This window comes from Bradyrhizobium sp. Kon69, from assembly GCF_055807515.1.
Map to the genome: position 1 here is coordinate 259,129 of NZ_JBVVOS010000002.1, position 25,154 is coordinate 284,282.

25 protein-coding genes are annotated in these 25,154 nt (G+C 64.1%); 21 read left to right on the forward strand and 4 right to left on the reverse strand.

The annotated features are described in order from the left end of the window. Positions 1-131: 131 nt before the first annotated feature. The gene (serB, locus tag AC0L3U_RS03495) at positions 132-1,037 is read right to left on the reverse strand and encodes a phosphoserine phosphatase SerB (RefSeq protein ID WP_473360691.1); all 906 of its coding nucleotides are present in this window, start codon (positions 1,035-1,037) and stop codon (positions 132-134) included. Positions 1,038-1,048: 11 nt separating this feature from the next. Here serB and miaA point away from each other — a divergent pair, with 11 nt between their 5' ends. The 11 genes from miaA (at position 1,049) to AC0L3U_RS03550 (ending at position 12,692) form a co-directional block, all read left to right on the forward strand. Beyond that, a complete protein-coding gene (gene miaA, locus AC0L3U_RS03500; protein WP_473360692.1) occupies positions 1,049-2,005 on the forward strand; it encodes a tRNA (adenosine(37)-N6)-dimethylallyltransferase MiaA in 957 nt (318 codons plus the stop codon). 330 nt (positions 2,006-2,335) lie between these two features. Further along, entirely contained in the window at positions 2,336-4,111 is a 1,776-nt protein-coding gene (locus AC0L3U_RS03505; RefSeq protein ID WP_007600983.1) for an acetolactate synthase 3 large subunit, read from the forward strand. A gap of 5 nt (positions 4,112-4,116) precedes the next feature. Next, positions 4,117-5,100 (forward strand): threonine dehydratase, encoded by a 984-nt coding sequence (locus tag AC0L3U_RS03510; protein WP_473360693.1) that lies wholly within the window; start codon positions 4,117-4,119, stop codon positions 5,098-5,100. A 23-nt stretch (positions 5,101-5,123) separates the two neighbouring features. Then, positions 5,124-5,666: an acetolactate synthase small subunit gene (ilvN, locus tag AC0L3U_RS03515; protein WP_027519532.1), complete on the forward strand. Its 543-nt coding sequence runs from the start codon at positions 5,124-5,126 to the stop codon at positions 5,664-5,666. A 3-nt stretch (positions 5,667-5,669) separates the two neighbouring features. After that, positions 5,670-6,359, forward strand: a complete 690-nt coding sequence (locus AC0L3U_RS03520; RefSeq protein WP_456768489.1) for a class I SAM-dependent methyltransferase — start codon at positions 5,670-5,672, stop codon at positions 6,357-6,359. A gap of 69 nt (positions 6,360-6,428) precedes the next feature. Then, entirely contained in the window at positions 6,429-7,304 is an 876-nt protein-coding gene (locus AC0L3U_RS03525; protein ID WP_473360694.1) for an EamA family transporter, read from the forward strand. Between the two features lie 7 nt (positions 7,305-7,311). Then, on the forward strand, positions 7,312-7,914 hold the full coding sequence (locus AC0L3U_RS03530; protein ID WP_456768491.1) for a LysE family translocator: 603 nt from the start codon (positions 7,312-7,314) through the stop codon (positions 7,912-7,914). 132 nt (positions 7,915-8,046) lie between these two features. Next, on the forward strand, positions 8,047-9,066 hold the full coding sequence (ilvC, locus tag AC0L3U_RS03535) for a ketol-acid reductoisomerase (protein WP_456768492.1): 1,020 nt from the start codon (positions 8,047-8,049) through the stop codon (positions 9,064-9,066). A gap of 478 nt (positions 9,067-9,544) precedes the next feature. Then, positions 9,545-10,396: an SDR family oxidoreductase gene (locus tag AC0L3U_RS03540; RefSeq protein ID WP_473360695.1), complete on the forward strand. Its 852-nt coding sequence runs from the start codon at positions 9,545-9,547 to the stop codon at positions 10,394-10,396. A gap of 59 nt (positions 10,397-10,455) precedes the next feature. Continuing rightward, on the forward strand, positions 10,456-10,746 hold the full coding sequence (locus AC0L3U_RS03545) for a DUF1330 domain-containing protein (RefSeq protein WP_473360696.1): 291 nt from the start codon (positions 10,456-10,458) through the stop codon (positions 10,744-10,746). 233 nt (positions 10,747-10,979) lie between these two features. Beyond that, the gene (locus tag AC0L3U_RS03550) at positions 10,980-12,692 is read left to right on the forward strand and encodes a sulfatase-like hydrolase/transferase (protein ID WP_473360697.1); all 1,713 of its coding nucleotides are present in this window, start codon (positions 10,980-10,982) and stop codon (positions 12,690-12,692) included. 5 nt (positions 12,693-12,697) lie between these two features. On the opposite strand, the gene AC0L3U_RS03555 is transcribed toward AC0L3U_RS03550, so the two are convergent. Together AC0L3U_RS03555 and AC0L3U_RS03560 are read right to left on the reverse strand one after the other, a co-directional pair. Continuing rightward, positions 12,698-14,257, reverse strand: a complete 1,560-nt coding sequence (locus AC0L3U_RS03555) for a glycine betaine ABC transporter substrate-binding protein (protein ID WP_473360698.1) — start codon at positions 14,255-14,257, stop codon at positions 12,698-12,700. Then, complete coding sequence (locus AC0L3U_RS03560) at positions 14,254-15,036, reverse strand: ATP-binding cassette domain-containing protein (RefSeq protein ID WP_473360699.1); 783 nt, start codon at positions 15,034-15,036, stop codon at positions 14,254-14,256. Before AC0L3U_RS03560 ends, AC0L3U_RS03555 begins: the two co-directional genes overlap by 4 nt. 146 nt (positions 15,037-15,182) lie before the next feature. On the opposite strand from AC0L3U_RS03560, the gene AC0L3U_RS03565 reads away from it, so the two are divergent. Together AC0L3U_RS03565 and AC0L3U_RS03570 are read left to right on the forward strand one after the other, a co-directional pair. Continuing rightward, positions 15,183-16,001, forward strand: coding sequence for an ABC transporter ATP-binding protein (locus tag AC0L3U_RS03565; protein WP_473360700.1), 819 nt, complete (start codon positions 15,183-15,185; stop codon positions 15,999-16,001). Then, entirely contained in the window at positions 16,001-16,786 is a 786-nt protein-coding gene (locus tag AC0L3U_RS03570; protein ID WP_007613304.1) for an ABC transporter permease, read from the forward strand. The genes AC0L3U_RS03565 and AC0L3U_RS03570 overlap by 1 nt, the downstream gene beginning before the upstream one ends. Positions 16,787-16,825: 39 nt before the next feature. Here AC0L3U_RS03570 and AC0L3U_RS03575 read toward each other — a convergent pair whose 3' ends face one another. Further along, positions 16,826-17,275, reverse strand: a complete 450-nt coding sequence (locus AC0L3U_RS03575; protein ID WP_247288096.1) for a cupin domain-containing protein — start codon at positions 17,273-17,275, stop codon at positions 16,826-16,828. Between the two features lie 137 nt (positions 17,276-17,412). On the opposite strand from AC0L3U_RS03575, the gene AC0L3U_RS03580 reads away from it, so the two are divergent. The 8 genes from AC0L3U_RS03580 to AC0L3U_RS03615 all read left to right on the forward strand — a co-directional run bounded on the left by AC0L3U_RS03580 (position 17,413) and on the right by AC0L3U_RS03615 (position 24,917). Then, positions 17,413-18,438, forward strand: coding sequence for an ABC transporter substrate-binding protein (locus tag AC0L3U_RS03580; RefSeq protein WP_473349401.1), 1,026 nt, complete (start codon positions 17,413-17,415; stop codon positions 18,436-18,438). Between the two features lie 29 nt (positions 18,439-18,467). Continuing rightward, positions 18,468-19,172: an NUDIX hydrolase gene (locus AC0L3U_RS03585; RefSeq protein ID WP_473360701.1), complete on the forward strand. Its 705-nt coding sequence runs from the start codon at positions 18,468-18,470 to the stop codon at positions 19,170-19,172. A gap of 95 nt (positions 19,173-19,267) precedes the next feature. Then, a complete protein-coding gene (locus AC0L3U_RS03590; RefSeq protein WP_473360702.1) occupies positions 19,268-20,590 on the forward strand; it encodes an ABC transporter substrate-binding protein in 1,323 nt (440 codons plus the stop codon). A gap of 31 nt (positions 20,591-20,621) precedes the next feature. Further along, positions 20,622-21,392, forward strand: a complete 771-nt coding sequence (locus tag AC0L3U_RS03595) for an ABC transporter ATP-binding protein (protein WP_473360703.1) — start codon at positions 20,622-20,624, stop codon at positions 21,390-21,392. After that, positions 21,392-22,096, forward strand: coding sequence for an ABC transporter ATP-binding protein (locus AC0L3U_RS03600; RefSeq protein ID WP_473360704.1), 705 nt, complete (start codon positions 21,392-21,394; stop codon positions 22,094-22,096). The genes AC0L3U_RS03595 and AC0L3U_RS03600 overlap by 1 nt, the downstream gene beginning before the upstream one ends. 13 nt (positions 22,097-22,109) lie before the next feature. Continuing rightward, the gene (locus AC0L3U_RS03605; RefSeq protein WP_027519515.1) at positions 22,110-22,991 is read left to right on the forward strand and encodes a branched-chain amino acid ABC transporter permease; all 882 of its coding nucleotides are present in this window, start codon (positions 22,110-22,112) and stop codon (positions 22,989-22,991) included. After that, positions 22,988-24,007, forward strand: coding sequence for a branched-chain amino acid ABC transporter permease (locus AC0L3U_RS03610; RefSeq protein WP_473360705.1), 1,020 nt, complete (start codon positions 22,988-22,990; stop codon positions 24,005-24,007). Before AC0L3U_RS03605 ends, AC0L3U_RS03610 begins: the two co-directional genes overlap by 4 nt. Further along, complete coding sequence (locus AC0L3U_RS03615) at positions 23,967-24,917, forward strand: polyphosphate kinase 2 family protein (protein WP_473360706.1); 951 nt, start codon at positions 23,967-23,969, stop codon at positions 24,915-24,917. Before AC0L3U_RS03610 ends, AC0L3U_RS03615 begins: the two co-directional genes overlap by 41 nt. The last annotated feature ends 237 nt before the right edge of the window (positions 24,918-25,154 follow it).

The window sequence follows — 25,154 nt, forward strand, 5'->3', positions numbered from 1 at the left end:
GCAGCCACACATTCACTGTCATGCTCCGCGAAAGCGGGGCATCCGGTACGCCGCGGCTTTTACGTATCCTCGCTCTGTCTCTGGAATACTGTCATCACTCGCTTTCGCGGGTGATGACAGCGGAGAGGAGGCTACGCCTCCACGAACTCCTCACGTCGATACCCCTGCGCATACAGCAGCGCGGTGAGATCGCCATGATCGATCCGGGCTGCCGCAGCGGCGGCCACCGCAGGCTTCGCATGATACGCCACGCCCAGCCCCGCCGCCTGGATCATCGCGAGATCATTGGCGCCGTCGCCGACCGCCAGCGAGTCGACGTCGTCGAGATCGAACGACTCCATCAGATCCACCAGCGTCGCGAGCTTTGCCGCGCGCCCCAAGATCGGCTCCTTCACCTCGCCGGTGAACTTGCCGTCGCGGACGACGAGCTCGTTGGCGCGGTTCTCCTGGAAACCTATCCTGGTGGCGACCGCGCTGGTGAACAGCGTGAAGCCGCCGGAGACGAGGCAGGCATAGGCGCCATGGGCGCGCATGGTCGCGACCAGTTCGCGGCCGCCCGGCGTCAGCGTAATGCGCTTGGCCAGCACCTCGTCGACGGCACTGGCGGGGAGGTCCTTGAGCAGCGCAACGCGCTCGCGCAGCGCTGGCTCGAACTCGACCTCGCCGCGCATCGCACGTTCGGTAATGGCTGCCACATGGGCCTTCACCCCGACCAGATCGGCGAGCTCGTCGATGCATTCCTGGCCGATCATGGTGGAATCCATGTCGGCGAGAAAAAGCTTCTTGCGCCGGAAGCCGACTGGCTGCACGACGATGTCGATGGGCAGGTCGCCTCGTATCTCGCGGAGTCGCTGCTCGATGGCGTGACGGTCGCCTTCGAGGTTACTGTCGGCACCGAAGGGGATATCGACTGCCACCCCGTCGAACAGCCAGTGCGCGGGAGCCGCCTGTGGCAGCACCGCGCGGGCGCCGTCGACGATGGTCGAGTCGAGCGCGGGATTATTCGGGTTGCAGATCAGCGTGGCGACGAGGGACATTTGAGGTTTTCGTGAGCGAGGGACAAGTCGGCAGAAGGCATGTTGGCAAGGCGGTGCTTATCGCAGGCCCGACCGCCAGCGGCAAGTCGGCGCTGGCGCTCGAGCTTGCGCTCGCTGCGGGCGGGGTCGTGATCAATGCCGATTCCATGCAGGTCTACCGCGACCTCCGCATCATCACTGCGCGCCCCACAGATGACGACGAGGCGCGGGTGCCTCATCGCCTCTACGGCCATGTCGATGCGGCCGTGAATTTTTCGGCTGGTGCCTGGGTGAGTGACGCGGCGAGGGCGCTCGAAGAGGCGCAAGCGGAGGACCGCCTGCCGATCTTCATCGGCGGGACCGGGCTGTACTTCAAGGCGCTGACGGCGGGCCTTTCCGTGGTGCCGCCGATCCCTGTCGAGGTGCGCGAGGACGTTCGCGCGCGGCTGGAGCGGAACGGCGTCGAGGCGCTGCATGCGGAACTCGCAGCCTCCGATCCGCGAGCCGCCGAGCGATTGAACCTGCGTGATCGCACGCGCATTGCGCGCGCGCTCGAAGTGGTCGAAGCCACCGGCCGTTCGCTGCTGGACTGGCATCATGAGGGCCAGCCGCCGCTGCTGCCGAAGGACAGTTTTCGCGCCGTGTTCCTCGCGCCCGAGCGCGACGAGCTCTATGCGCGTATCGACGCCCGCTTCGACGCCATGTTGGAGGCCGGCGCGCTGGAGGAGGTCGAGCGTCTCGCCGCCCGAGACCTCGATCCGCTGCTGCCGGCGATGAAGGCTCATGGCGTGCCGGCGCTAATCCGGCATCTGCGCGGTGAGCTCAGCCTGGAGCAGGCGGCTACCATCGGCCGCGCCGACACCCGCCACTACGCCAAGCGGCAGTTCACCTGGTTCCGGCACCAATTGCCCGAGTTCGAGTGGCTGAAGCCCGGGGAGACGCGGGGCTGGCTGGCGGCGATCGTGAACGCGGCCCGGGACCCCGGTTGACACGCTTTTGTGCCTCGGTCGCCGAATTTACCTCTCGCCCAACCCCGGGAACACCGCTACACTGCCAAAATCGCGCGGGAACGGCCGCATTGCCTTGACATCGGGGCGCCGGCCGTTATGTTTCGCGCAACCTTTGGGAAGCCGAGCCGCCACCATGCGTAATATTATTACCAAACTCCTTATCGCCGTCGTACCCAGGCACACCGCCGGGGGTGGCTAGCTGCCATCCACATGACAGGCGGTGTGCATGGGCCCTCTTCGGGGCCTTTTTTATTTCCGAAAACCCGACACGAACGAAGCCGCTGACAACAGCGCATCCGGAGCAAGCCAATGAGCGACAAGAGCCACGATCCGAACCAGATGACCGGCGCCGCGATGATCGTCCGCGCGCTCATCGATCATGGCGTGACCGACATTTTCGGCTACCCCGGCGGCGCGGTGCTCCCGATCTACGACGAGATCTTCCAGCAGAGCGAAGTCCAGCACATCCTGGTCCGCCACGAGCAGGGTGCGGGCCACGCCGCCGAGGGCTATGCGCGTTCGACCGGCCGGCCCGGCGTTGCACTGGTGACCTCCGGTCCCGGCGCCACCAACATGGTGACGCCACTCACCGACGCGCTGATGGACTCGATCCCGCTGGTCTGCATCTCCGGCCAGGTGCCGACGCATCTGATCGGCAACGACGCCTTCCAGGAATGCGACACCGTCGGCATCACGCGCCCCTGCACCAAACACAATTGGCTGGTGCGCGACGTCAACGATCTCGCAAAGGTGCTGCACGAGGCGTTTTACGTTGCGACCACGGGTCGACCGGGCCCGGTGCTCGTCGACGTGCCCAAGGACGTGCAGTTCGCGACCGGCACCTATCATCCGCCGCGCAAGTCCGACGTGCATCGCTCCTACGCGCCGCGGGTGAAGGGCGATGCGACGCAGATCCGCAAGGCCGTGGCGCTGCTCGCAGGCGCCAAGCGGCCCGTGATCTACAGCGGCGGCGGCGTGATCAATTCCGGTCCTGAAGCCACCAGGCTGCTGCGCGAGCTGGTCGAGGTCACTGGCTTTCCGATCACCTCCACGCTGATGGGCCTCGGCGCATATCCCGCGTCGGGCAAGAGCTGGCTCGGCATGCTCGGCATGCACGGCACCTACGAAGCCAACATGACCATGCATGATTGCGACGTCATGCTGTGCGTCGGTGCGCGCTTCGACGACCGCATCACCGGCCGCGTCGATGCGTTCTCGCCGGGCTCGAAGAAGATCCACATCGACATCGACCCGTCCTCGATCAACAAGAACATCCGCGTCGACGTGCCGATCATCGGCGACTGCGGCAACATCCTCGGCGACATTCTCCAGGTGTTCAAGGCGGAGGCGAAGAAGCCCGACATCAAGGCCTGGTGGCAGCAGATCGCGCAGTGGCGCGCCCGCAACTCGCTCTATTACAGGAAGAGCAACGACGTCATCCTGCCGCAGCACGCGATCCAGAGCCTGTTCGAGGCGACGCGCGGCAGGGACACCTACATCACCACCGAGGTCGGCCAGCATCAGATGTGGGCCGCGCAGTTCTACGGCTTCGAGGAGCCGCATCGCTGGATGACCTCGGGCGGTCTCGGCACCATGGGCTACGGCTTGCCGGCCGCGGTCGGCGTGCAGGTTGCCCATCCCGACAGCCTCGTCATCGACATCGCGGGCGATGCCTCGGTGCAGATGACGATGCAGGAGATGTCGACGGCGGTGCAGTACGAGCTGCCGATCAAGATCTTCATCCTGAACAACCAGTACATGGGCATGGTGCGGCAGTGGCAACAGCTGCTCCATGGCAATCGCCTGTCGCATTCCTACTCGGAGGCGATGCCGGACTTCGTCAAGCTCGCGGAAGCCTATGGCGGGGTCGGCATCCAGGTGCACAAGCCCGGCGATCTCGACGGCGCCATCCAGGAGATGATCTCGGTCAAGCGCCCGGTGCTGTTCGACTGCCGCGTCGCGTCGCTGGAAAACTGCTTCCCGATGATCCCCTCCGGCAAGGCGCACAACGAGATGCTGTTGCCGGAGCAGGCGAACGACGAAGCCACCGCAAAGGCGTTCGCCGGCGGCAAGGCGCTGGTGTGAGCGTGATGGTCGACCTGAACGAGCTCGAACGCGCGCATGCGATCGTGGAGCAGGCGGTGCCGCCGACGCCGGCGCACGCCTGGCCGCTGCTCAGCCAGCGGCTCGGCACGCAGGTCGTGGTCAAGCACGAGAATCACACGCCGACCGGCGCCTTCAAGGTGCGCGGCGGGTTGGTCTATCTCGATCGGCTGAAGCGCGAACGGCCGAACATTCCGGGCATCATCTCGGCGACGCGCGGCAATCATGGCCAGAGCCTCGCCTTTGCGGCGAGCCGCCATGGCGTGCCTGCCGTGATCTATGTGCCGCGCGGCAATTCGATCGAGAAGAACCGCGCGATGAAGGCGTTTGGCGCCGAACTCGTTGAGCACGGCGAGGACTTTCAGGCCGCACGCGAGGAAGCCGGGCGCCACGCGCAGTTCGCCGGGCTGCACATGGTGCCGTCGTTCCATACGGACCTAGTGCTGGGCGTGGCGACCTATGCGCTCGAATTGCTCCGGGCCGCGGCCGATCTCGACATCCTCTATGTGCCGATCGGGCAGGGCTCGGGGATCTGCGGCTGCATCATGGCGCGCGATCTGCTCGGCCTGAAGACCGAGATCGTCGGCGTGCAATCGACGGAGGCGCCGTCCTACGCGCTGTCGTTCGCGGCGGGCCGCGTCGTGACCACCGAGACCAGCAACACGCTCGCGGACGGCATGGCGACGCGGATTCCCGATCCGGAAGCGCTCGCGGTCATCCTCAGGGGCGCCTCGCGTATCGTCCAGGTGACGGACGATGAGATCGCGCTTGCGATCCATGCGCTCTGGACTGACACGCACAATCTCGCCGAAGGCGCCGGTGCCGCCGCGCTCGCCGCAGCGCTTCAGGAAAAGACCAAGTTACAGGGCAAGCGCGTCGGTCTCGTGCTGTCCGGCGGCAATATCGATTTCGATCTGTTCCGCGGTTGGGTCGGGACGGAAGCGCCGGTCGCTCATCGGGCGACGGCGTGACGACGAAAATAAAGGGGACGACAATGAACCAGCCCGCATCCGCCTATTTCATCGAGGAACGCCACGACCCGAACGAGACGCACACGCTTTCGGTGCTCGTGCAGAACGAGCCCGGCGTGCTCGCGCGCGTCATCGGCCTGTTCTCGGGGCGCGGCTACAACATCGAGAGCCTCACGGTCTCCGAGACCGAGAGCCAGAAGCATCTCTCGCGCATCACCATCGTCACCACGGGTACGCCGATGGTGATCGAGCAGATCAAGCATCAGCTCGATCGCATGATCCCGGTCTATCGCGTCGTCGATATGACGTTGACGAAACGCTCGATCGAGCGCGAGCTTGCAATGGTCAAGGTGCGCGGAGAGGGCGAGCATCGCGTCGAGGCGCTGCGGCTGGCTGACGCGTTCCGTGCCCGCGTGATCGACGCCACCACCGAAAGCTTTGTGTTCGAGATCACAGGCAATACCGACAAGATCAATCAGTTTATCGACCTGATGCGTCCGCTTGGCCTCGTCGAAGTGTCGCGCACCGGTGTTGCCGCGATCGGTCGCGGGCCTGAAGGAATGTGAGCCATGCTGGCGCGCGACTGGTACTACAACGAGCGGAATCGGATGGGGATCGGGCCCGCTGTGGCGTCGATCTACGACAGTCACGACGATGCCGATCTACGGGCGCGCGCCGCGCTGAAAATGCTCGGCGTCCAGCGCGGCTGGCGCATCGCCGACATCGGTTGCGGCAACGGCGTGCTTGCGACCGAGGCGGCGCTGATGGGCGCCGAAGTCGACGCCATCGACATCTCGCCCGCGATGCTGGCGCTCGCCGAGATCTATGCGCGCGACCGCAAGGCGCCCGTCCGCACGCAGTCCGCCGGCCTGCTCAGCTTCGCCTACCGGCCGGAATCCTATGACCTGATCGTCAGCGAGTTCACGCTGCACCATCTGCCGGATTTCTGGAAGGCGGTGGCGATGTCGCGGATCTATCGCGCGCTCAAGCCCGGCGCCACGTTCTATTTGCGCGACATCGTCTACGCGTCGATGCCCGATGCGCTCGAGCGCGACGTCGAGCAATGGGCCGACTTCGAGATCAAGAACCATGATGTCCCGCGTGAAAGCGTCGTCACTCACATGCGCGACGAATATTCCACTTTTGGCTGGGTCATGGAGCGGATGCTGACCGACGTCGGCTTCACGCTGGTCTCGGCCGATTACCACGCTCCGATGCACGGCACTTATCTGCTGCGGAAACCCAACTCTTCCACGTAAAGGCCGGCAAGCAAGGCTCGACCAGAACAACAAACAGGGCTGCACGACAGGGCAGAACCGGGAACGACAATGAAGCCGGCCGACATCCTCATCGCCATCCTGGTGGCGATCATCTGGGGGCTTGCCTTCGTGGCGAGCCGGATCGCGCTCGACGAATTTTCGCCGGAGCTGATGACGGCGATGCGCTTCACCATTGCCGCGGTGCCGTGCCTGTTCATTCGCAAGCCGAAAGTCGCCTGGCCGCTCCTGATCGCGATCAGCTTCACGCTCTTTCTCGGCCAGTTTCTGAGCCAGGCCTATGGCATCGCCCATGGCGTGCCGGTGGGGCTGACCAGCGTCGTCGTGCAGAGCCAGGCGCTGTTCACGATCGGCTTTGCCGCGATCGCATTCGGCGAGCGGCCGACGCCAGTGCAGACGCTTGGTATCGTCATCGCAGCAATCGGTCTTTTGATGATCTGCGGCACGGTCGGCTATGATTTCAGCATCGGTGCCTTCGCCGTGTTGATGATCGCCCCGGTCAGCTTTGCGGTCGGCAATATCCTGCTGCGCGGGGCCCGCGGCGTGCCGATGTTCGATCTGTTCGCCTGGTTGTGCCTGGCCACCGCGGTCCCGCTGTTCGCGCTCACGCTGATCGTCAACGGACCGACGCCGACCTGGCAGTCGCTGATCCACATGTCGCTCACCGGCCTCATTTGCCTGCTGTTGATCGGCGGCATCTCCACCAGCATCGCCTATTGGCTGTGGGGCCGGCTGCTGCGTGACTATCCCACCGCGCAAGTGGTGCCGTTCGCGCTGCTGGTGCCGTTCGTCGGCTCGGCCGCATCCAGCATCGTGTTCGGGGAGCGGTTCGGCCCGCTGCGCCTCGCCGGCATGCTCACCGTGATCGGCGGTATCGCGGTGATGGTGCTGGCGAAGCGCCCGCAAATCCTGCCGAAGATCGCGTGAGGTGACTATGGCCTATTCGCTCTTCTATGCCTTCCTCGCCTTCATGGTGGTGATGTATTTCACGCCCGGGCCGAACAACATCATGCTGCTGGCGTCGGGCCTGACCTACGGCTTCCGGCGCACCATCCCCCACATCGCCGGCATCGTCATCGGTTTTGCTTTCATGATCGCCGCCGTGGGTCTCGGGCTCGGCACAGTGTTCCTGGCCTATCCGATCCTCCAGACGATCTTGAAATATGCCGGCGCGGCCTATCTGATTTACCTCGCCGCCGTGATTGCCTTGTCCGGCCCGACCACACCCGATGGTGAGACCGGCCGCGGCCCGATGACTTTCTGGGGCGCGGCGATGTTCCAGTGGATCAACGCCAAGGGCTGGGTGATCGTGATCGGCACCATCACCGCCTACGCGGCGATTGCCCAATTCCCCGTCAATATCGCAATCCAGACCCTGGTCAGCCTCCTCGTCGGCGCGGTCTCGACCGTGGTCTGGGTCCTGTTCGGCACTGCACTACGGCCGGTGCTGACGTCCGAGCGCCTGGTCCGGGCCTTCAACATCGTGATGGCAATCCTGCTGCTCGCCTCCCTCTACCCCGTTTTCATGGATGCATGATGTCCCGGATTTCCATGCAGAAACGGGTTTCCTTAAGGGGCCAAAATGCTCTAGACAGCCCCCGAAATCTGCAAATTTCGCCCTTCGGACACTGACCTTTGGCCGATTCTGGCCCTGAACGAGGAAACGACCATGCGTGTTTATTATGATCGCGACGCCGACCTGAACCTGATCAAGGGCAAGAAGGTCGTCATCGTCGGCTATGGCAGCCAGGGCCACGCCCATGCGCTGAACCTGAAGGATTCCGGCGTCAAGGACGTGGCGATTGCGCTTCGCAAGGGTTCGGCCTCGGCCAAGAAGGCGGAAGCTGCCGGCTTCAAGGTGATGGAAGTCGCCGAGGCCGCCAAATGGGCCGACCTCGTCATGATGCTGACCCCGGACGAGCTCCAGGGCGACATCTACCGCGAGCACCTGCACGACAACATGAAGAAGGGCGCAGCGCTCGTCTTCGCGCACGGTCTCAACGTCCACTTCAACCTGCTCGATCCGCGCGCCGATCTCGACGTGCTGATGATCGCGCCGAAGGGCCCCGGCCACACCGTGCGTTCGGAATACCAGCGCGGCGGCGGCGTGCCCTGCCTGATCGCGATCGCCAAGGACGTCTCGGGCAACGCCCACGACCTCGGCCTGTCCTATGCCTCCGCCGTCGGCGGCGGCCGTGCCGGCATCATCGAGACCACCTTCAAGGAAGAGTGCGAGACCGACCTGTTCGGCGAGCAGGTGGTGCTCTGCGGCGGCCTGGTCGAGCTGATCAAGGGCGGCTACGAGACCCTGGTCGAAGCCGGCTACGCCCCGGAGATGGCCTATTTCGAGTGCCTGCACGAGGTGAAGCTGATCGTCGACCTGATCTATGAAGGCGGCATCGCCAACATGAACTACTCGATCTCCAATACCGCGGAGTACGGCGAGTACGTCACCGGTCCGCGCATCGTCACCGCCGAGACCAAGGCCGAGATGAAGCGCGTGCTCAACGACATCCAGTCCGGCAAGTTCGCCCGCGACTGGATGCTCGAGAACAAGGTCAACCAGACCTCGTTCAAGGCGACCCGCGCCAAGCTCGCCGAGCACCCGATTGAGGAAGTCGGCGCCAAGCTGCGCGACATGATGCCCTGGATCAAGAAGGGCGCGCTGGTCGACAAGTCGAAGAACTAAGTCGCGGCCGTTCGGATGCGGCGTATCGGTTACGCCGCATCCGGACACGCGAGCGAAAACACAAGCTTCGCTCGCCAAACCAATTCTTAAATCTTTCGCGGCTATATTCGAGCGAGATCGCAACCAGCGGTCTCGCTCTTTTCGTCTCGCGCGAAGCATTGCTGCTTCATTCAAATTCTTCGCGAGCTGAAGTGCTCCCTGAGCACGAAGAACTGACGCTTAAACCACATTCTTGGTCTCGCGTTGATTTTCGGAATTTCTCAGAAGCTCCCGATCCTCAAAAGCCGAGCGTCTTCAGGGTCAAAGATTCGGCTCTTCATCCATATCTTCACGTTGCAATCGATCTCACGTCGCGACGTTCGCGCCTCGCTTCAACTTAAGAACTGACATCGGCGGCGTCTCCTTGAGCGGTGGACGGCATTGCGCCGCGGCACTTTTCCACTGCATGATCGCGGGAGCTCTTCGGGGGGAAAAGACCATGCGATCCGTCGTCGTCACCGGCGCGTCCACCGGCATTGGCTGGGCCATTGCGAAATTTCTGGTCGGGCGCGGCTATCGTGTTTTCGGTAGTGTCCGCAAGCAGGCCGATGCTGACCGGCTCGCGGGTGAGTTCGGTGCGAACTTCACGTCGCTGCTGTTCGATGTCACCGACGAGGCGGCGGTCCTCGCGGCTGCGCGAAAAGTCCGCGAGGCGCTGGGCGACGAGACGCTGGCCGGTCTCGTCAACAACGCCGGCGTCGCGGTCGCCGGCCCCGTGCTCGAACTGTCGGCCGACGACTTCCGCCGGCAGATGGAGATCAACGTCATTGGCCCGGTCATCGCGACGCAGGCCTTTGGGCCGCTACTCGGCGCCGATCCGTCGCTGAAGGGACCGAAGGGCCGGATCGTGATGATCAGCTCGGTCGCGGGCAAGAACGGCAATCCGTTGTTGGCGCCTTACAGCACCTCCAAGCACGCTATCGAAGGCCTGTCGGAGAGCTTGCGCCGCGAATTGATGCTGTTCGGCATCGACGTCATCATCGTCGCCCCCGGCGCAGTCAAGACGCCGATCTGGGGCAAGGCCGAGCAGATCGATCTTTCGGTCTACCAGAACTCGCCTTATCTGCCGGCGCTGAACAAGGTCATGGCGTTCATGATGAAGCTCGGCGAGACCGGGCTGCCGGCCGAGCGGATCGCCGAGGTCGTTTTCGAGGCGCTCACCGCCGAAAGGCCCAAGGTTCGCTATCAGATCACGCCGGACCGGATGCGACATTTGATGACGGCCGCGCTACCCAAGCGTGTCGTCGACCGTATCATCGCCAAGCGGCTCGGGCTGCTGCCGCAGGGCTGAGCCTCCGAGGTGAGACCATTGCCAGACGGGTGATCGATTTCCGATCGTGGGAGCTTGAGATGCCGGCTTATGTGATTTTCGACGTCGAGATCAGGGATTTTCAGCAGTACCAAAGCTTCATGTTGGGCGTGAAGCCCGCCCTGGAGGCCGCTGGAGCCAGATATCTGGCGCGAGGGGGCGCCCACAAGGTCTACGAGGGAGACTGGCAGCCCCGCAGGATCGTTCTGCTGGAATTCCCATCCGTCGCAGCCTGGGAGGCGTTCTACACGGGCGCGACCTACCAGGGACTCAAAGCGGTCCGAGACGCTTACAGTTCTGCCCGCCTGGTCAGCGTCGAGGGCCTCGACTAGGCGGCAAGTCGGTTCTGCACTGCGGGATTGCTCTGGCGGGACGAATTGGGCGCGGAGGCCGATCGGCTTCCGCTAACATTAAGCGAAGGTCGGACCGCGACGCGCGTTGCTTGTCCGTGACCGTTCAATTACAGTTTTATGACACGGTGCAGGCCTTCCGGCTGCGCCGAACGCCGCAGGCCCGGTCAGCCGGCTCGGCATCACCGTGCCGGACCAGCAGTTGCGTGTCGTCGATGGCGTCCGCGCCCAATCCAGGTCCTTCTGCCACGACCGCCGTCCTGGCGAGCGTCGCCGCGCTCGGTATCTGGCGGCTGCTCGCGGTTGCGGCGCCGCATCTCGCAGCGCTCGTCCTGATGTACGAGACCGAGACGGATTTCGGCGCACGGCTCTCCTTCGTGCTGGCCTGGGGCATCCTCAACTTCTTCTGGATCGCGCTGCTGCGGCGGCCGGCGCTCTCGGGTGCGCTGTCGCTGACCATGGTCGTGGTGCTGGTGCTGCTATCGCGGCTGAAGCACGACGTCGTGCAGATGACGGTCAACTTCATCGACCTGATGATGATCGACCGCGACACGGTCGCGTTCCTGTTCACGATTTTCCCGAATTTGCGCTGGTCGGTGATCGGAGCCGGCCTCGTCACGCTGCCGCTGATGTATGCGCTGTGGTGGCTCGATCCGTTCCGCATCCGTAGGCTACCGGCACTCGCCTGCAAGCTCGCCTGCCTCGCCGCGCTGGTCGGCTATTCGCTCTATCATCCGGACGAGGCCTGGCGCGGTTATTACGACGACGGCTATCTCTCGAAGTTCTTCCGCTCCGGCGTCAGCGCGGTCTCCGACTTCGCGCAATACGGCTTCATGGAGTCGGCCGCTTCGACCAATGAACGGCTCAACATGCCGCTGGTCGATGCCTGCCATCCCGTCGGCCGGCGGCCGAACATCATCATGGTCCATGATGAATCGAGTTTCGACATCCGCGCCGCGCAGGGCATCAAGGTGCCGGCCGGCTACGGTAGCCATTTCAAATCCTGGGACGGCAAGGAGCGCGCGTTTCTGGCCGAGAGCAATGGCGGGCCGAGCTGGTTCACCGAATACAATGTGCTCGCGGGGTTGTCGTCGCGCTCGTTCGGCCGCTTCGCCTATTTCGTGACGCGCATTGCAACAGGCCGTGTCGAGCGTGGCCTACCGCTGGCGCTGCGCCGCTGCGGCTACGACACGATGTCGCTCTACCCCGCCAATGGCGGCTTCATGGCCGCACGCAGCTTTCAGATGACGACCGGCATCGAACGCTTCCTCGACTCCAAGGATCTCGGCGCCAAGGATGTCGAGCCGGACAGCTTCTTCTACGACAAGGCGCTCCGGCTGATGGGTGAGCGAACGCCGAACAAGCCGCTGTTCACCTTCATCTATCTCGGAGCCAATCATTTCCCCTGGGAGACGCGCTTCCGCCCGGATCTGCTGCCGAACTGGCGCGCACCGGGCAATGTGCCGTCCATCGACGAATATCTGCGCCGGCAGGCGATGAGCGCCCAGCAGTACAAGGCTTTCCTCGCGGGCTTGAAGAAGAATTTTCCCGGCGAGCCTTTCGTGATCGTGCGCTATGGCGATCATCAGCCCGAGTTTGCGCCCGGTATCCTCGAGCCCGGGCTCGACGAGGGTGCAATCGGCAAGAAGCTCGACGCCTACGACCCACGTCTCTACGCGACCTACTACGCAATCGACGCCGTCAATTTCGACCCGGTGAAGAGCGAGGCCGTGATGGACACGGTCGATGGTCCGTATCTGCCGCTGGTCATCCAGGAAGCCGCCGGCATCCCGCTCGATCCGTCCTTCGCCGAGCAGAAGGAGATCATGCTCCGCTGCAAGGGCATCTTCTACGGCTGCAAGGACGGTGCCGAAGCGCGCCGGCTGAACCGGCTGCTGATCGATGCGGGGATGATCAGGGGGCTGTAGCCGGCCTACCGCCCACCCACCTTCTCCCACAACCATTTCGCCACGGCATCCGGCGACGAATTCGCATCATTGCCGGCGGCGCGTAAATTGGCTTCGCGCATCGTGGCGATGTCGATCTTGCCGAGCAGCGGTTTCAGCGCGGCCTGCAGCCGCTCGTCGCCGGCGCGCTTCGGGGCCAGCAGCAGGATGGCGTCGTAGGGCGGGATCGCGTGCCTGGGATCGTCGAGCGCAACGAGATCGTATTTTGCGATCAGCCCGTCGCTGGTGTAGCCCGCGATGACATCGACCTCGCCGCTGGCGACGGCCGCATACATGAAGTCCGGCTGCATCTGGCGCTGGGCGCGGAACTGGAGCCCATAGGCTTTTTGCAGCGCCGCCCATTCGGGTCGCGAGAAGAACTCATAGTCGCCGGCGATCGACAGGGTCGAAGCATGCGCGGCGAGATCGGCGATGGTGCGGATGCCAAGCGCCTCGGCGCGCTTCTTCGGGATCACCAGCGCATAGGCATTCTCGAAACCGAGCTCGCCGAGCAGCGTAATGTTCTCCTTCGCAAGCGTTGTCCGCAGCTCAGCCAACAGCTCCGCTCGCGGTTTGATGTCCGTGCGGTGAAGCTGATTGGCCCAGAGCGTGCCGGAATAATCGACATAGAGATCGATATCGCCGGCCTTCAACGCCTCGAAGATCACGCTCGAGCCGAGACCGGATCGCGCGACGGCGGAAAGACCGGCCGCCTGGAGCCGGTCCCGCATCAGCGCCGACAGCACATACTGTTCCGCGAAGGTCTTGGCGCCGACGACATAGCTCTGTGTCGAGCGCCCCATCGTCGGCACCAGTGTTGCGGCGACCAGTGCCGCGATCCCGGCCGCGCCAAGCCCCGCACGCACGCGGCTGCGCCGGCGCAGGCCGCTCTCGATCAGGCCGAGCAGTTGATCGACGGCGAGCGCCAGCAGGGCCGAGGCAAAGCAGCCGAACAGCACGAACACCCAGTTCTGGGTCTGCAGCCCGGCAAAGATGTAATTGCCGAGGCTGGTCTGCCCGATCGGGGTCGACAGCGTCGCGGTGCCGATCACCCACACCGCGGCGGTACGGATGCCCGCCATCATCACCGGGAGGGCCAGCGGCAGTTCGACCATCATCAACGACTGCGGTGCGGTCATTCCGACGCCTTTGGCAGCCTCGATCAGCGCGGGATCGATGCCGTTGAGGCCGGTGATGCCATTGCGCAGCACCGGCAGCATCGAATAGAGCGCCAGCGCCAGCATCGCCGGCAGGAAGCCGAAAGCGGAGAAGGAGACGCCGAACCAGGCCAGCGCCACGGAGGCCGCGAGCAGCAGGAGCGGATAGAACAGCGCGAGCAGCGCCAGCCCGGGCACTGTCTGCACGATACTGGCGAGCGCGAGCAGGACGGCGCGCGGGGTGGGGCGGTTGCGGGTCAGGATCGCCAGCGGCAGGCTGATGATCAGGCCGAGCGCAAGTGCAGCGAGACTCACCCGGACGTGGTTGCCGAGATAGTCGGGCAAATGCCCCAGCGCCTCGCCCCAGCGCGGATCGGTGAAAAGGCTCATGCCGCCCCGCCCTGTGGCAGCAGCGCGTTCAATCGCTCGACCTGGCGTCGCGGCGTCCGCAGCAGCTCCAGCACGTAGGCGTCGCTGCTTTTCGAAAGCTCCACTGGCGTGCCCTGCGCCAGCAGCTTTCCGCTGCGCATCACGGCGATGCGGTCCGCGAGCAAGATCGCTTCCGTCATGTCGTGGGTGATCATCACGGTGGTCAGGCCGAGCTTGCGGTGCAGCTCGCGAAAATCGTCGCCGAGCGCATCGCGGGTGAGGGGATCGAGCGCGCCGAATGGCTCGTCCATCAGCACGATGCGGGGCCGTGCCGCAAGCGCGCGCGCCACGCCCACGCGCTGGCGCTGGCCGCCCGAGAGCGCATCCGGCAATCGCTCGCGATGCGCGGCCCGGTCGAGTTGCACGAGTTCGAGCAATTCATCGACCCGCGTTGCGATATCCGCCGCCGGGACGCCGAGCAGTTTTGGTGTGATCCCGATATTGTCGGCGACGCTCAGATGCGGGAACAGCCCGCCGCTCTGGAAGACGTAGCCGATGCGGCGCCGCAGCGCGACCGGATCGACCGATTGCACGTCGTCACCCTCGACGGTGATCGTGCCGCCATCCGCCTCGATCAGGCGGTTGGCGAGCCGCAGCAGCGTCGTCTTGCCCGAACCCGAGCCGCCGACGACGGCCACAAACTCGCCTTCGGCGATGTCGAGTGACACATCGTCCACGGCCTTGAGCGCGCCGAAGCTCTTGGTGACCTGGGCATAGCCAATCATCGGCCTGGATGGCATCGGGCGGGGCTCACTACGCTGACCCGCCCCAAGGAGGGAGGGAGGAAGGGAGGGGATGACGAGGCCCATGCGTACCACGCTTGGCGGCTTGATTGAACTTGGCCGCGCGAGCGGCTAAGGCATCGGGCCAAGTTCGGAGGGAACACATGATAACGCCTACGGCAGTGGCGCTGGAAGATGCCAAGGTCGCGTTCCAGCTGGGGGACGGGCGGGTCTATACGGCGGTGGAGAAGGCGCATCTGACGGTGGCGCAGGGCGAGTTCGTCGCCATCGTCGGCCCAACCGGCTGCGGGAAATCGACGTTGCTCAACGTCGCGGCCGGGCTGCTGAAGCCGGCTGCCGGGAGCGTCAGGATATTCGACCAGCCGCTCGCCGGGCTGAATCGTGATGCCGGCTATCTGTTCCAAGCCGATGCGCTGTTCCCCTGGAAGACCGCGCTCGACAACGTCGCGATCGGGCTCGAAGTCAGCGGCACGCCGCGCAGCGAGGCGCTGCCGCGGGCGCAAAAGTGGCTGACCTCGGTCGGCTTGGGTGCCTTCGCCAACCGCTATCCGCACATGCTCTCGGGCGGCCAGCGCAAGCGCGTGGCGCTGGCGCAGGTGCTGATCCGCGATCCAAAGATACTGCTGATGGACGAGCCGTTCGGGCCGCTGGATGCACAGACCCGGCAGGTGATGGGCAACCTGCTGCTTGAGCTCTGGAACGCTGACCGCAAGGCCGTGCTGTTCGTCACCCATGATCTGGAAGAGGCGATCGCGCTCGCCGACCGCGTCGTGATTATGTCGGCGGGGCCGTCCTCCCGCATCATCGGCGACTGGCGCGTGAGCCTGCCGCGCCCGCGCGACATTTTCGAAGTGCGGCTGGACAAGGAGTTTCATGCGCTTCATCGCGAGATCTGGGGCGTGCTCAAGGACGAGGTCATGAAGGGCTACGCGCAATCCACGCAAGCGGCGGAGGCGGTCTGATGTCGCGCGTGACGCTGCTCTCGCTGCAAGTGCTGGTCGCGGTGGTCTGCCTCGCGCTGTGGCAATTGCTGTCGACCGTGCCCGTGTTCGGCAAGATCCTGCTGCCGCCGTTCTTCTTCTCCAACCCGGTCGATGTCTTCGCCCAGATCGTCAAATGGTTCTCGTCCGGTGTGATCTGGAAGCATCTCGGCATCACGCTGACGGAATCGATCCTGGCCTTCGTGATCGGATCGGCCGGCGGTGTGCTGATCGGCTTCTGGTTCGCGCGCCAGCCGCTGGTCGCCGCGGTGTTCGATCCCTACGTCAAGATGGTCAACGCACTGCCGCGGGTGGTGCTGGCGCCGATCTTCGCGCTGTGGCTTGGGCTGGGCATCTGGTCCAAGGTCGCGCTCGGCGTGACGCTGGTGTTCTTCATCGTGTTCTTCAACGTCTATCAAGGCGTCAAGGAGGTCAGCCGCACCGTGCTCGACAACGGCCGCATGCTCGGCATGAGCGAGCGGCAGCTGATGCAGCACGTCTATTGGCCCTCGGCGCTGTCGTGGATGTTCTCCTCGCTGCACACGTCGGTGGGCTTTGCCGTGGTCGGTGCGGTCGTCGGCGAATATCTGGGATCGGCGGCGGGGCTCGGCTATCTCATTCAGCAGGCCGAGGGCATCTTCGATGTCGCCGGCGTGTTCGCCGGCATGTTCGTGCTGTCGGCCTTCGTCATCCTGATCGATTTTGGCGTCACCTTGGTGGAGCGGAGACTGCTGGTCTGGCGCCCGACCGTGGACGGGCGCGGCTAGACTGCAAGGGGGCTCGCATCGGCGCGAGCCCCGGATTGATCAATCCAGCAGCTTGGTGTCGTCGGGGGCCTGCGGCGGGGTCTTGATTGCGATCGCCTTGACCTGTCCGCTGATCGGCTTGGTGCCGCCATGCGGCGTCCCCTTCGGGATGATGACGAGGTCGCCCGGCTTCACCGTGACTTCCTTGTCGCCGAACCAGATCGTGCCGGTGCCCTCTAAAATGTACTGGATCTCGTTGGTGTTGGGATGCATGTGCTTGGGCACGTTGCCGACCTGGATCGAGATGGTGGCGCCATCGGCGCTCGCGAACATCTTGGAACGGAAGCCGACGGCGTTCGCGTTTCCGAGCGCATCGCCCTCCATCTCGCCGGTGTGGATGATCTGCGGCGTGATGTTCTCCGCGGCCAGCGCCGGCCGCAGCAGGTGGGTTGCGCCGCATCCGGCGGCAAAAGCGGTGGCGATCGACAGTCCGATTGCAAGGCGATTCATGGATGATCCTCCCCATCAAGAATTGTTCTTGTGGGCTCATGCTATTGCGCCGAAAGGCCGATGGCCAGCGCCTTCGGTCCTGCTTCTCAAGCCAGCCCGGCTGCTCTATGGTGCCGCCAGCCGAACGGAGGAAACCAATGAAGAACACGATAGCCAGGCTCGCGGGCGCGCTGCTCGCGCTGACGCTCACCACCGGTCTTGCCGCGGCGCAAAGCAAGGTCACCATCGCGATCGGTGGCGGCTCCTGCCTGTGCTATTTGCCGACGGTGCTGGCAAAGCAGCTCGGCGAATACGACAAGGCGGGTCTCAACGTCGAGCTCGTGGACCTCAAGGGCGGCTCGGACGCGCTCAAGGCCGTGCTCGGCGGCAGCGCCGACGTGGTCTCCGGCTATTTCGACCATTGCGTCAACCTCGCAGCCAAGAAGCAGGAGCTTCAGGCGTTCGTCGTCTATGACCGCTATCCCGGCCTCGTGCTGGTGGTTTCGCCCTCGCACACCAACGAGATCAAGTCGATCAAGGATCTCGCCGGCAAGAAGGTCGGCGTCAGCGCGCCCGGCTCCTCCACGGACTTCTTCCTAAAATACATGCTCAAGAAGAATGGCGTCGATCCGGCCAGCACCGCCGTGATCGGCGTCGGCCTCGGCGCCACTGCGGTCGCTGCCATGGAGCAGGGCCAGATCGACGCGGCCGTAATGCTCGATCCCTCCGTGACCGTGCTCCAGGGCAGCCACAAGGATCTGCGCATCCTCTCAGACACCCGCACGCAAAAGGATACGCTCGAGACGTTCGGGGGCGAATATCCGGGCGGCGCGCTGTACTCGACCGCGGCTTGGGTGGCCGGCCACGAGAAGGAAACGCAGGCGCTCACCAACGCGATCCTGGGCACGCTCGCCTGGATCCACTCGCACTCGCCCGAGGAGATCATGGCAAAGATGCCGGAGGAGACGGTCGGCAAGAACAAGGATCTCTATCTTGCGGCGCTGAAGAACACGATCCCGATGTTCTCCGAAACCGGCAAGATGGACCCGAAGGGCGCGGACGCCGTGCTCGCGGTGTTCAGCGTCGGCTCGCCCGACGTGGCCAACGCCAAGATCGACGTCAGCAAGACTTTCACCAACAAATATGTCGAGCAGGCCAAGAAGACCACGGGCACCGCCAAATAACTGACGCGAAGGCTCGGTAACCAAGCGTCATGACGTCACTGACAATCCATCGCGTCACGACGCTTGATCTTGCCGTGCGGCCGATCATCTGGCCGTTCGCGGAGGAGCGGCGTGACGAGATCGCGGTGTATTTCGCCGAGAAGCAGCGCGAGCGGCCAAAGATCTGGAACGGTCGCGTCCTGCTCGGGCGCGACGCAATGTTCGCAGACGACCATCTCTCTGCGACCTATTTCGAGACCGATTTCGCCAGCTTCCTCGCCTGGCGCGACTGGGGCTTTCCCGACAAGGCCGTGTTCAACGGCTTTGGCATGGGCGCGCTGCGCACCTCTGACGGCGCATTCGTCATGGGCGAGATGGCGCAGCACACCGCCAATGCGGGCCGGATCTATTTCCCATCGGGCACGCCCGATCTCGACGACGTCAGGGGCGACACGCTCGACATTCCCGGCAGCGTGATCCGCGAACTCGAGGAAGAGACCGGCCTGACCGCGGCCGACTATCGGGTCGAGCCGGGCTGGCACTGCGTCGTCACCGGCCCAACGATTGCGATGTTGCAAATTATCAACCTGGACATGCCGGGTGATGTGGCGCGTGCGCGGATCGAAGGCAATCTGGCGGGCGAGGCCGAGCCGGAGCTCTCGTCCATCCATCTCGTACGCGGAATGAGCGATCTCACGCCGTCCATGCCGCGATTTGTCACGGCCTTCGTCGAGCAGCAGTTCGCGTTGCGCTGACGCGCGAGGCTTGACATCGCTGCGCCCAGCCCATGTGATGGGCAAAAATACAAAAGCAAAAAGAATGCAATGCACAATCGGCCAGGGAGGTTTTGATGCGCGTGCGCATGGCTGCCCGTTTGGTACGTGGGCTGTTGGTCGCGATATCAGCGACGGGCTTGGCGCTGTCCGCCCAGGCCCAGGATCAAGGCAAAGACAAGAAGATCAAGATCGGCGTCGTTTTCGATTTGACCGGGCCTCTCGCCGGCGGCGGCTCTGAACTCGGTTATATCGGCGCAAAGATCGTTCTCGACCATTTCGCCAAGACCGGCGTCGAGGGTTACAAGATCGAAGCGGTCTATGCCGATGCGCAGAGCAAGCCCGACATCGCGATCAACGAATCCGTCCGCCTGCTCGAGCAGGAAAAGGTCGACATGGTGCTCGGCTTCTTCTCCTCGGCACAATGCGTGCCGGTCGCGGCCCGCGTCGAGCAGCTCAAGAAGTTCATGTGGATGACGACCTGCATCTCGTCGGCCGTGTTCAACGAGAAGGGTTATAAATACGTCTTCCGCCCGCAGGCGAGCGGCGACCAGTTCGGCATGATGACGATGGATTTCATCGCGCAGAACGCCAAGGCGAAATTCGACAAGGAGCCGAAGGATCTGCGCGTCGCCATCATTCACGAGGACGGAGCCTATGGTGTCGACGTTTCCAGGGGCAACGAGGCCGGCGCGAAGAAGGCGGGCTTCAACGTCGTGATGAAGGAAGGCTATTCGGCCACCGCGCCTGACCTCTCCGCGCTGGTGACCAAGCTGAAGCGCGCCAAGCCCGACGTCATTTTCCACACCGGCTACAACCCTGATATCACGCTTTTGCTGCGTCAGGCGCGCGAGCAGGGGCTGAAGTTCGGCGCGCTGATGGGACACGGCGCGGGTTACGGGGTCTATGAAAAACTGAAGGAAGGCATGGGCGCCGATGCCACCTACATCTTCAACACCGACCCCATTTCGATCTGGCTTGCCAACCAAAAAACCATGGATCCCAAGCTCCCGCCTGTGATCAAGATGGTCGGCGAGGAATTCGACAAGATCCGGCCCGGCGTCGCCATCCGCTCGGCGCATGTCGGCATCGGCGCGTCCAACACTTATGTGTTCATGAATGACGTGCTGCCGCGCGCAATCAAGAAATATGGCGGGGTCGATCCGGATGCGCTGCGCAAGGCGGCGCTCGACATTGATATTCCCGAGGGCGGCACCATGCTCGGCTTCGGCGTCAAGTTTTACGGCGAGGGCACGCCGATGGCCGGGCAGAACGAGCGCTCGTTCCCGGTCGTGATCCAATACATCAACGACAAGTCCTCCGTGGTGTGGCCCAAGAGCCAGGCGCAGCGCGAGGCCGTGCTGCCGTTGCCGAAGGGTACCACCTACAGCAACCAGTAGCGCAAATGCGCGCAGAGAGGAGAGCGGGACGGTGCTGGAAGTCAGCGGGCTGGTGAAGCGGTTTGGCGGCTTCACCGCCGTCAACAATGTGTCGTTCAAGGTCGGCCAGGGCGAGATCCTCGGCCTGATCGGCCCCAATGGCTCGGGCAAGAGCACGATCTTCAATATGCTCTCGGGAACGCTGGCGCCGACGTCCGGTTCGATCCTGTTCGACGGCTCCGAGATCGCAGGCCTTCCGCCGCACCGGATCATCAACAGTGGCGTCGGCCGCACCTTCCAGATCCCGCGACCATTCCGTCGCCTGACGATCTTCGAGAACGTCGCGCTCGCCGGATTCTACGGCCAGGGCCGCCACAGCCGTGCCAGGGCCGAGGAGACGGCCGAGCGATCGCTGGCAATGGTCGGCCTGCCGACCGATCGGCATGCCAGTGTCGATGGCCTCGGCGCAGCCGGCCTGAAAAAGCTCGAACTGGCGAAAGCACTCGCGACCGCGCCGAAACTTCTGCTGGCCGACGAGAGCCTCGGCGGCCTCGACGAGGCCGAGATGGGTCAGGCGGCCGACATGCTGCGCAACATCCGCGACGAACTCGGCATCACCATCATCTGGGTCGAGCACATCATGGGCGTGCTGATGCGCGTCGTCGATCGCGTCATGGTGCTCGATCACGGCGAGAAGATCTCGGAAGGTTTGCCGAGTGCCGTTGCCGGCGATCCCCGTGTCATCGAGGTCTATCTCGGCACCGATGCCGAGACCACGCAGGCCGCGGCCGCCGCAGCGCGCCGCCGCGCAGGAGTGCAGTGATGCTTGAGCTCCGCGGCGTCAATGCCGGCTATGGCACCTTCCAGGCACTGTTCGACGTCGATCTCGACGTGAAGGCGGGGGAGGCCGTCGGCGTCATCGGGCCGAACGGTGCCGGCAAGACCACCCTGATGCGCGTCATCTCCGGGCTGATCCGTCCCTCGCGCGGGTCGATCAGAATGCAAAACGTGGACGTCGTGGCAACGCCGCCGCACAAGATCGTCAGCCTCGGGATCGCGCATGTGCCGGAGAACCGGCGGCTGTTTCCGCAGCTCTCGGTCGACGACAATCTCAAGATGGGTGCCTTCATGCAGGAGGCGCGCGGCCATTATGCCGAGCGGCTGGACGTGGTGTTCGAGCTGTTTCCGCGCCTGAAGGAGCGACGCCACCAGATGGCCGGCACCATGTCCGGCGGCGAGCAGCAGATGTGCGCGATCGGCCGCGCGCTGATGTCGAATCCAAAGCTGCTGCTGCTCGACGAGCCGTCGGCGGGGCTCGCGCCGGTCGTGGTGCAGCAGGTGTTCGAGCTGGTGAAGCGGATCCGCGCCAGCGGGCTGACCGTGCTGATCGTCGAGCAGAATGTGCAGCAGGTGCTGAAAGTGGTCGATCGCGCCTATCTGATCGAGGCGGGCACGATCAGGTCCTCAGGCACCTCGGCCGAGATGCTGGCGAGCGACACGGTCAAGGAAGCGTATCTCGGGGTGTGAGGTTCATCGGGGCATGCAAGCATTTCTGGACATTTTCGACATCTACCTGCTGGAGGCCGTGATCAACGGCATCCTGCTCGGCGGCGTGCTGGCGCTGCTCGCGCTCGGGCTCAATTTGATCTTCGGCGTCATCGATGTGACCTGGATCTGCTACGCAGAGCTGGTGATGATCGGCATGTACGCCATGTACTTCCTGGTGCAGTATTACGGCATCAGCTATTTCCTCGCCGCGCCGCTCACCATCCTGCTGGTCGCCTTGCTCGGCGCGGCGCTGCATTACCTCGTGATCGCGCCGCTGCTCACTGCGCCGCCGATCAACCAGTTGCTCGCCACCGGCGGGGTGCTGTTCGTGCTGCAGAGCTTTGCCACCGTCGCCTTCGGCATCGACTTCCGCAACCTCGGCATCCGCCTGCCGGTGCTCGCCTTCGGCGACATGAATTTCAGCTACGCACGACTTCTGTCCTTCCTGGCTGCGCTGGTCGGCATGGTCGCGGTCTATCTGTTCATGACGCGGACCTTCACCGGCACCGCGATCCGCGCGATCTCGCAGGACCGGCAGATCATGGCGCTGATGGGCGTCGACACGAAGCGGATCTATCTCATCACCTCCGCGATCGGCGGGGGGCTGGCCGGGCTCGCCGCGTGCCTCCTTGTGCTGCAATATGACGTGCACCCCTTCGTCGGCCTGTCATTCGGGCCGATCACCTTCCTGATCTGCGTGCTCGGGGGCCTCGGCAATTTCATCGGCGGCTTCATCGCGGCCTTCGTGTTCGCCGAGATCATCTCGCTCGGCGGCCTGTTCTCCGATCTCGAATGGGGCTATGTGCTCGCCTTCGCCTTCTTCATCGTCATGATGTTCATCCGGCCCGCGGGCCTGCTCGCGAGGCGCCGATGATGGGGCGGGGACGGCTTGCAGCTTGGGCGATGGGATTGGCGGCGCTGGTCGCGCTGCCTTTCGTCTATCGCGATCCCTATCATCTGCACATCCTGGTGCTGATCCTGATCTGGTCGTTCGCCTACACGTCATGGTCGATGATGGGGCGGTTCGGCCTGGTCTCGCTCGGCCATGGCGGTTTCATGGGCATCGGCGCCTATGTCACCGCGCTGCTCTGGAATCATCTGGGATGGTCGCCCTGGATCGGCATCCCCATCGGCATGGTCGCGGCCGGCGCGCTGGCGCTGATCGTCGGCTATCCCTGTTTTCGCTTCCGCATCACCGGGCACTATTTCGTGCTGGTGACGCTCGCGCTCTCCGGCATCGTGCTCCAGGTCATCACGGCGACGCGCGACTACACCGGCGGCTCGCTCGGCTACACGCCGAACCGGGCCGCGGGCAACAAGCTCTGGGCGCTGCAATTCGACGACAAGATCACCTGGTACCTGATCGCGCTCGGGGTCTGGCTGTTCGGCATCGTGGTCTGGCACTGGGTCGACCGCAGCATGGCCCGTTATGCGCTGGAGGCGATCTCGGAGGACGAGGACGCCGCGGCCGCCGCCGGTGTCGACGTCACCGCGGAGAAGCTGAAGATCACGCTGCTCAGCGCGCTGATGACGGCCTTGGCCGGCGCGATCTACTGCCAGTACCAGATGTTCATCACGCCGGACACCGTCAGCGGCATCGCGGTGTCGCTGCAGATGGTGTTCGCGGCCATCGTCGGCGGCCTGTTCGTCTCGCTCGGCCCGACCTTCGGCGCCGTCATCACGATTATGCTGGCCGAGACCCTGCGCATCGGCTTTGGCACCAAGGCGGTCGGCTGGGACAATCTCGTCTACGGCGTGCTGCTCGTGCTTTTCATCATATTCCTTCCGAAGGGCATCCTTGGTAGCTTGCTCGACCGATTGAAGCCGCAACGCAAGGTGCCCCGCGCTCATGAGCAAGAAGCCGTCCAAATCGCTCGCCCAGGAACTTGACCGCTACATCGCGCCATTCCGCTACGATGGTTCGGGCAAGTTTCACCTCAAGGACCACAAGACCGACGAGAAGGGCGACCTCAACAAGGAGAAGGCGCAGGACATTCTCGATGCCAACAAGAAGCGGCTGATCGCCTTTCAGGAGAAGCTCTACGCCCAGGACCGGTGGTCGGTGCTGATCGTGTTCCAGGCGATGGATGCCGGCGGCAAGGATTCCGCGATCAAGGCGATCTTCGAGGGCATCAATCCGCAGGGCTGCGCAGTCAGTGCCTTCAAGGCGCCGAGCAGCAAGGAGCTTGATCACGATTTCCTCTGGCGCCATGCGGTCGCGCTGCCGGAGCGCGGCCATATCGGCATCTTCAACCGCTCCCACTACGAGGAATGCCTGGTGACGCGCGTGCATCCGGAGATCCTCGCCAAGGAGAAGCTGCCGCCGAAGGTCGTCACCAAGAGCATCTGGAAGGAGCGGTTCGAGGACATCTCTGCGTGGGAGCGCTATCTCTCGCGCAACGGCACCGTGGTGCTGAAATTCTTCCTCAATCTGTCCAAGGACGAGCAGCGCGAGCGCTTCCTCGACCGGCTGGAGGATCCGTCCAAGCAGTGGAAGTTCTCCATGGACGACATCAAGGAACGCGCGCTGTGGCCGCGCTACCAGGCGGTCTATCAGGACATCGTCCGGCACACGGCAACGCCGCATGCACCGTGGTATGTCGTGCCGGCCGATCACAAATGGTTCGCCCGCGTGGTGATCGGCTCGGCCATCGTCGCGGCGCTCGAACAGCTCGATCTGCGCTTCCCCCGCGCCGACAAGGCTTCGCTGGGCGAATTCGACGAGGTGCGCAAGGCGCTGGAGAAAGAGGAGAAGGCGGGCAAGAAACAAAAAACGCGAAAACAACCCCATGCACAGTAGCCGGGGATAGCGAAATCAATGACTTGAAAGTTAGCGCGGGCGATTGCGGATTTATCGAAGCGGTTTGACTCGTCGGGCAAAACAGGGGTATGATGTCATCATCCCCAATCCCTCAGGATCCACGCGCCAACCCGTAGCAGACGCGCTCTACATTTGCGGGAAGGGCGGCCTCGCAATTCGCCCACTTCTCGCAATTCGCTGCAGCGAATCCGTCGCAGTGAGATGGAACGCGCCTTC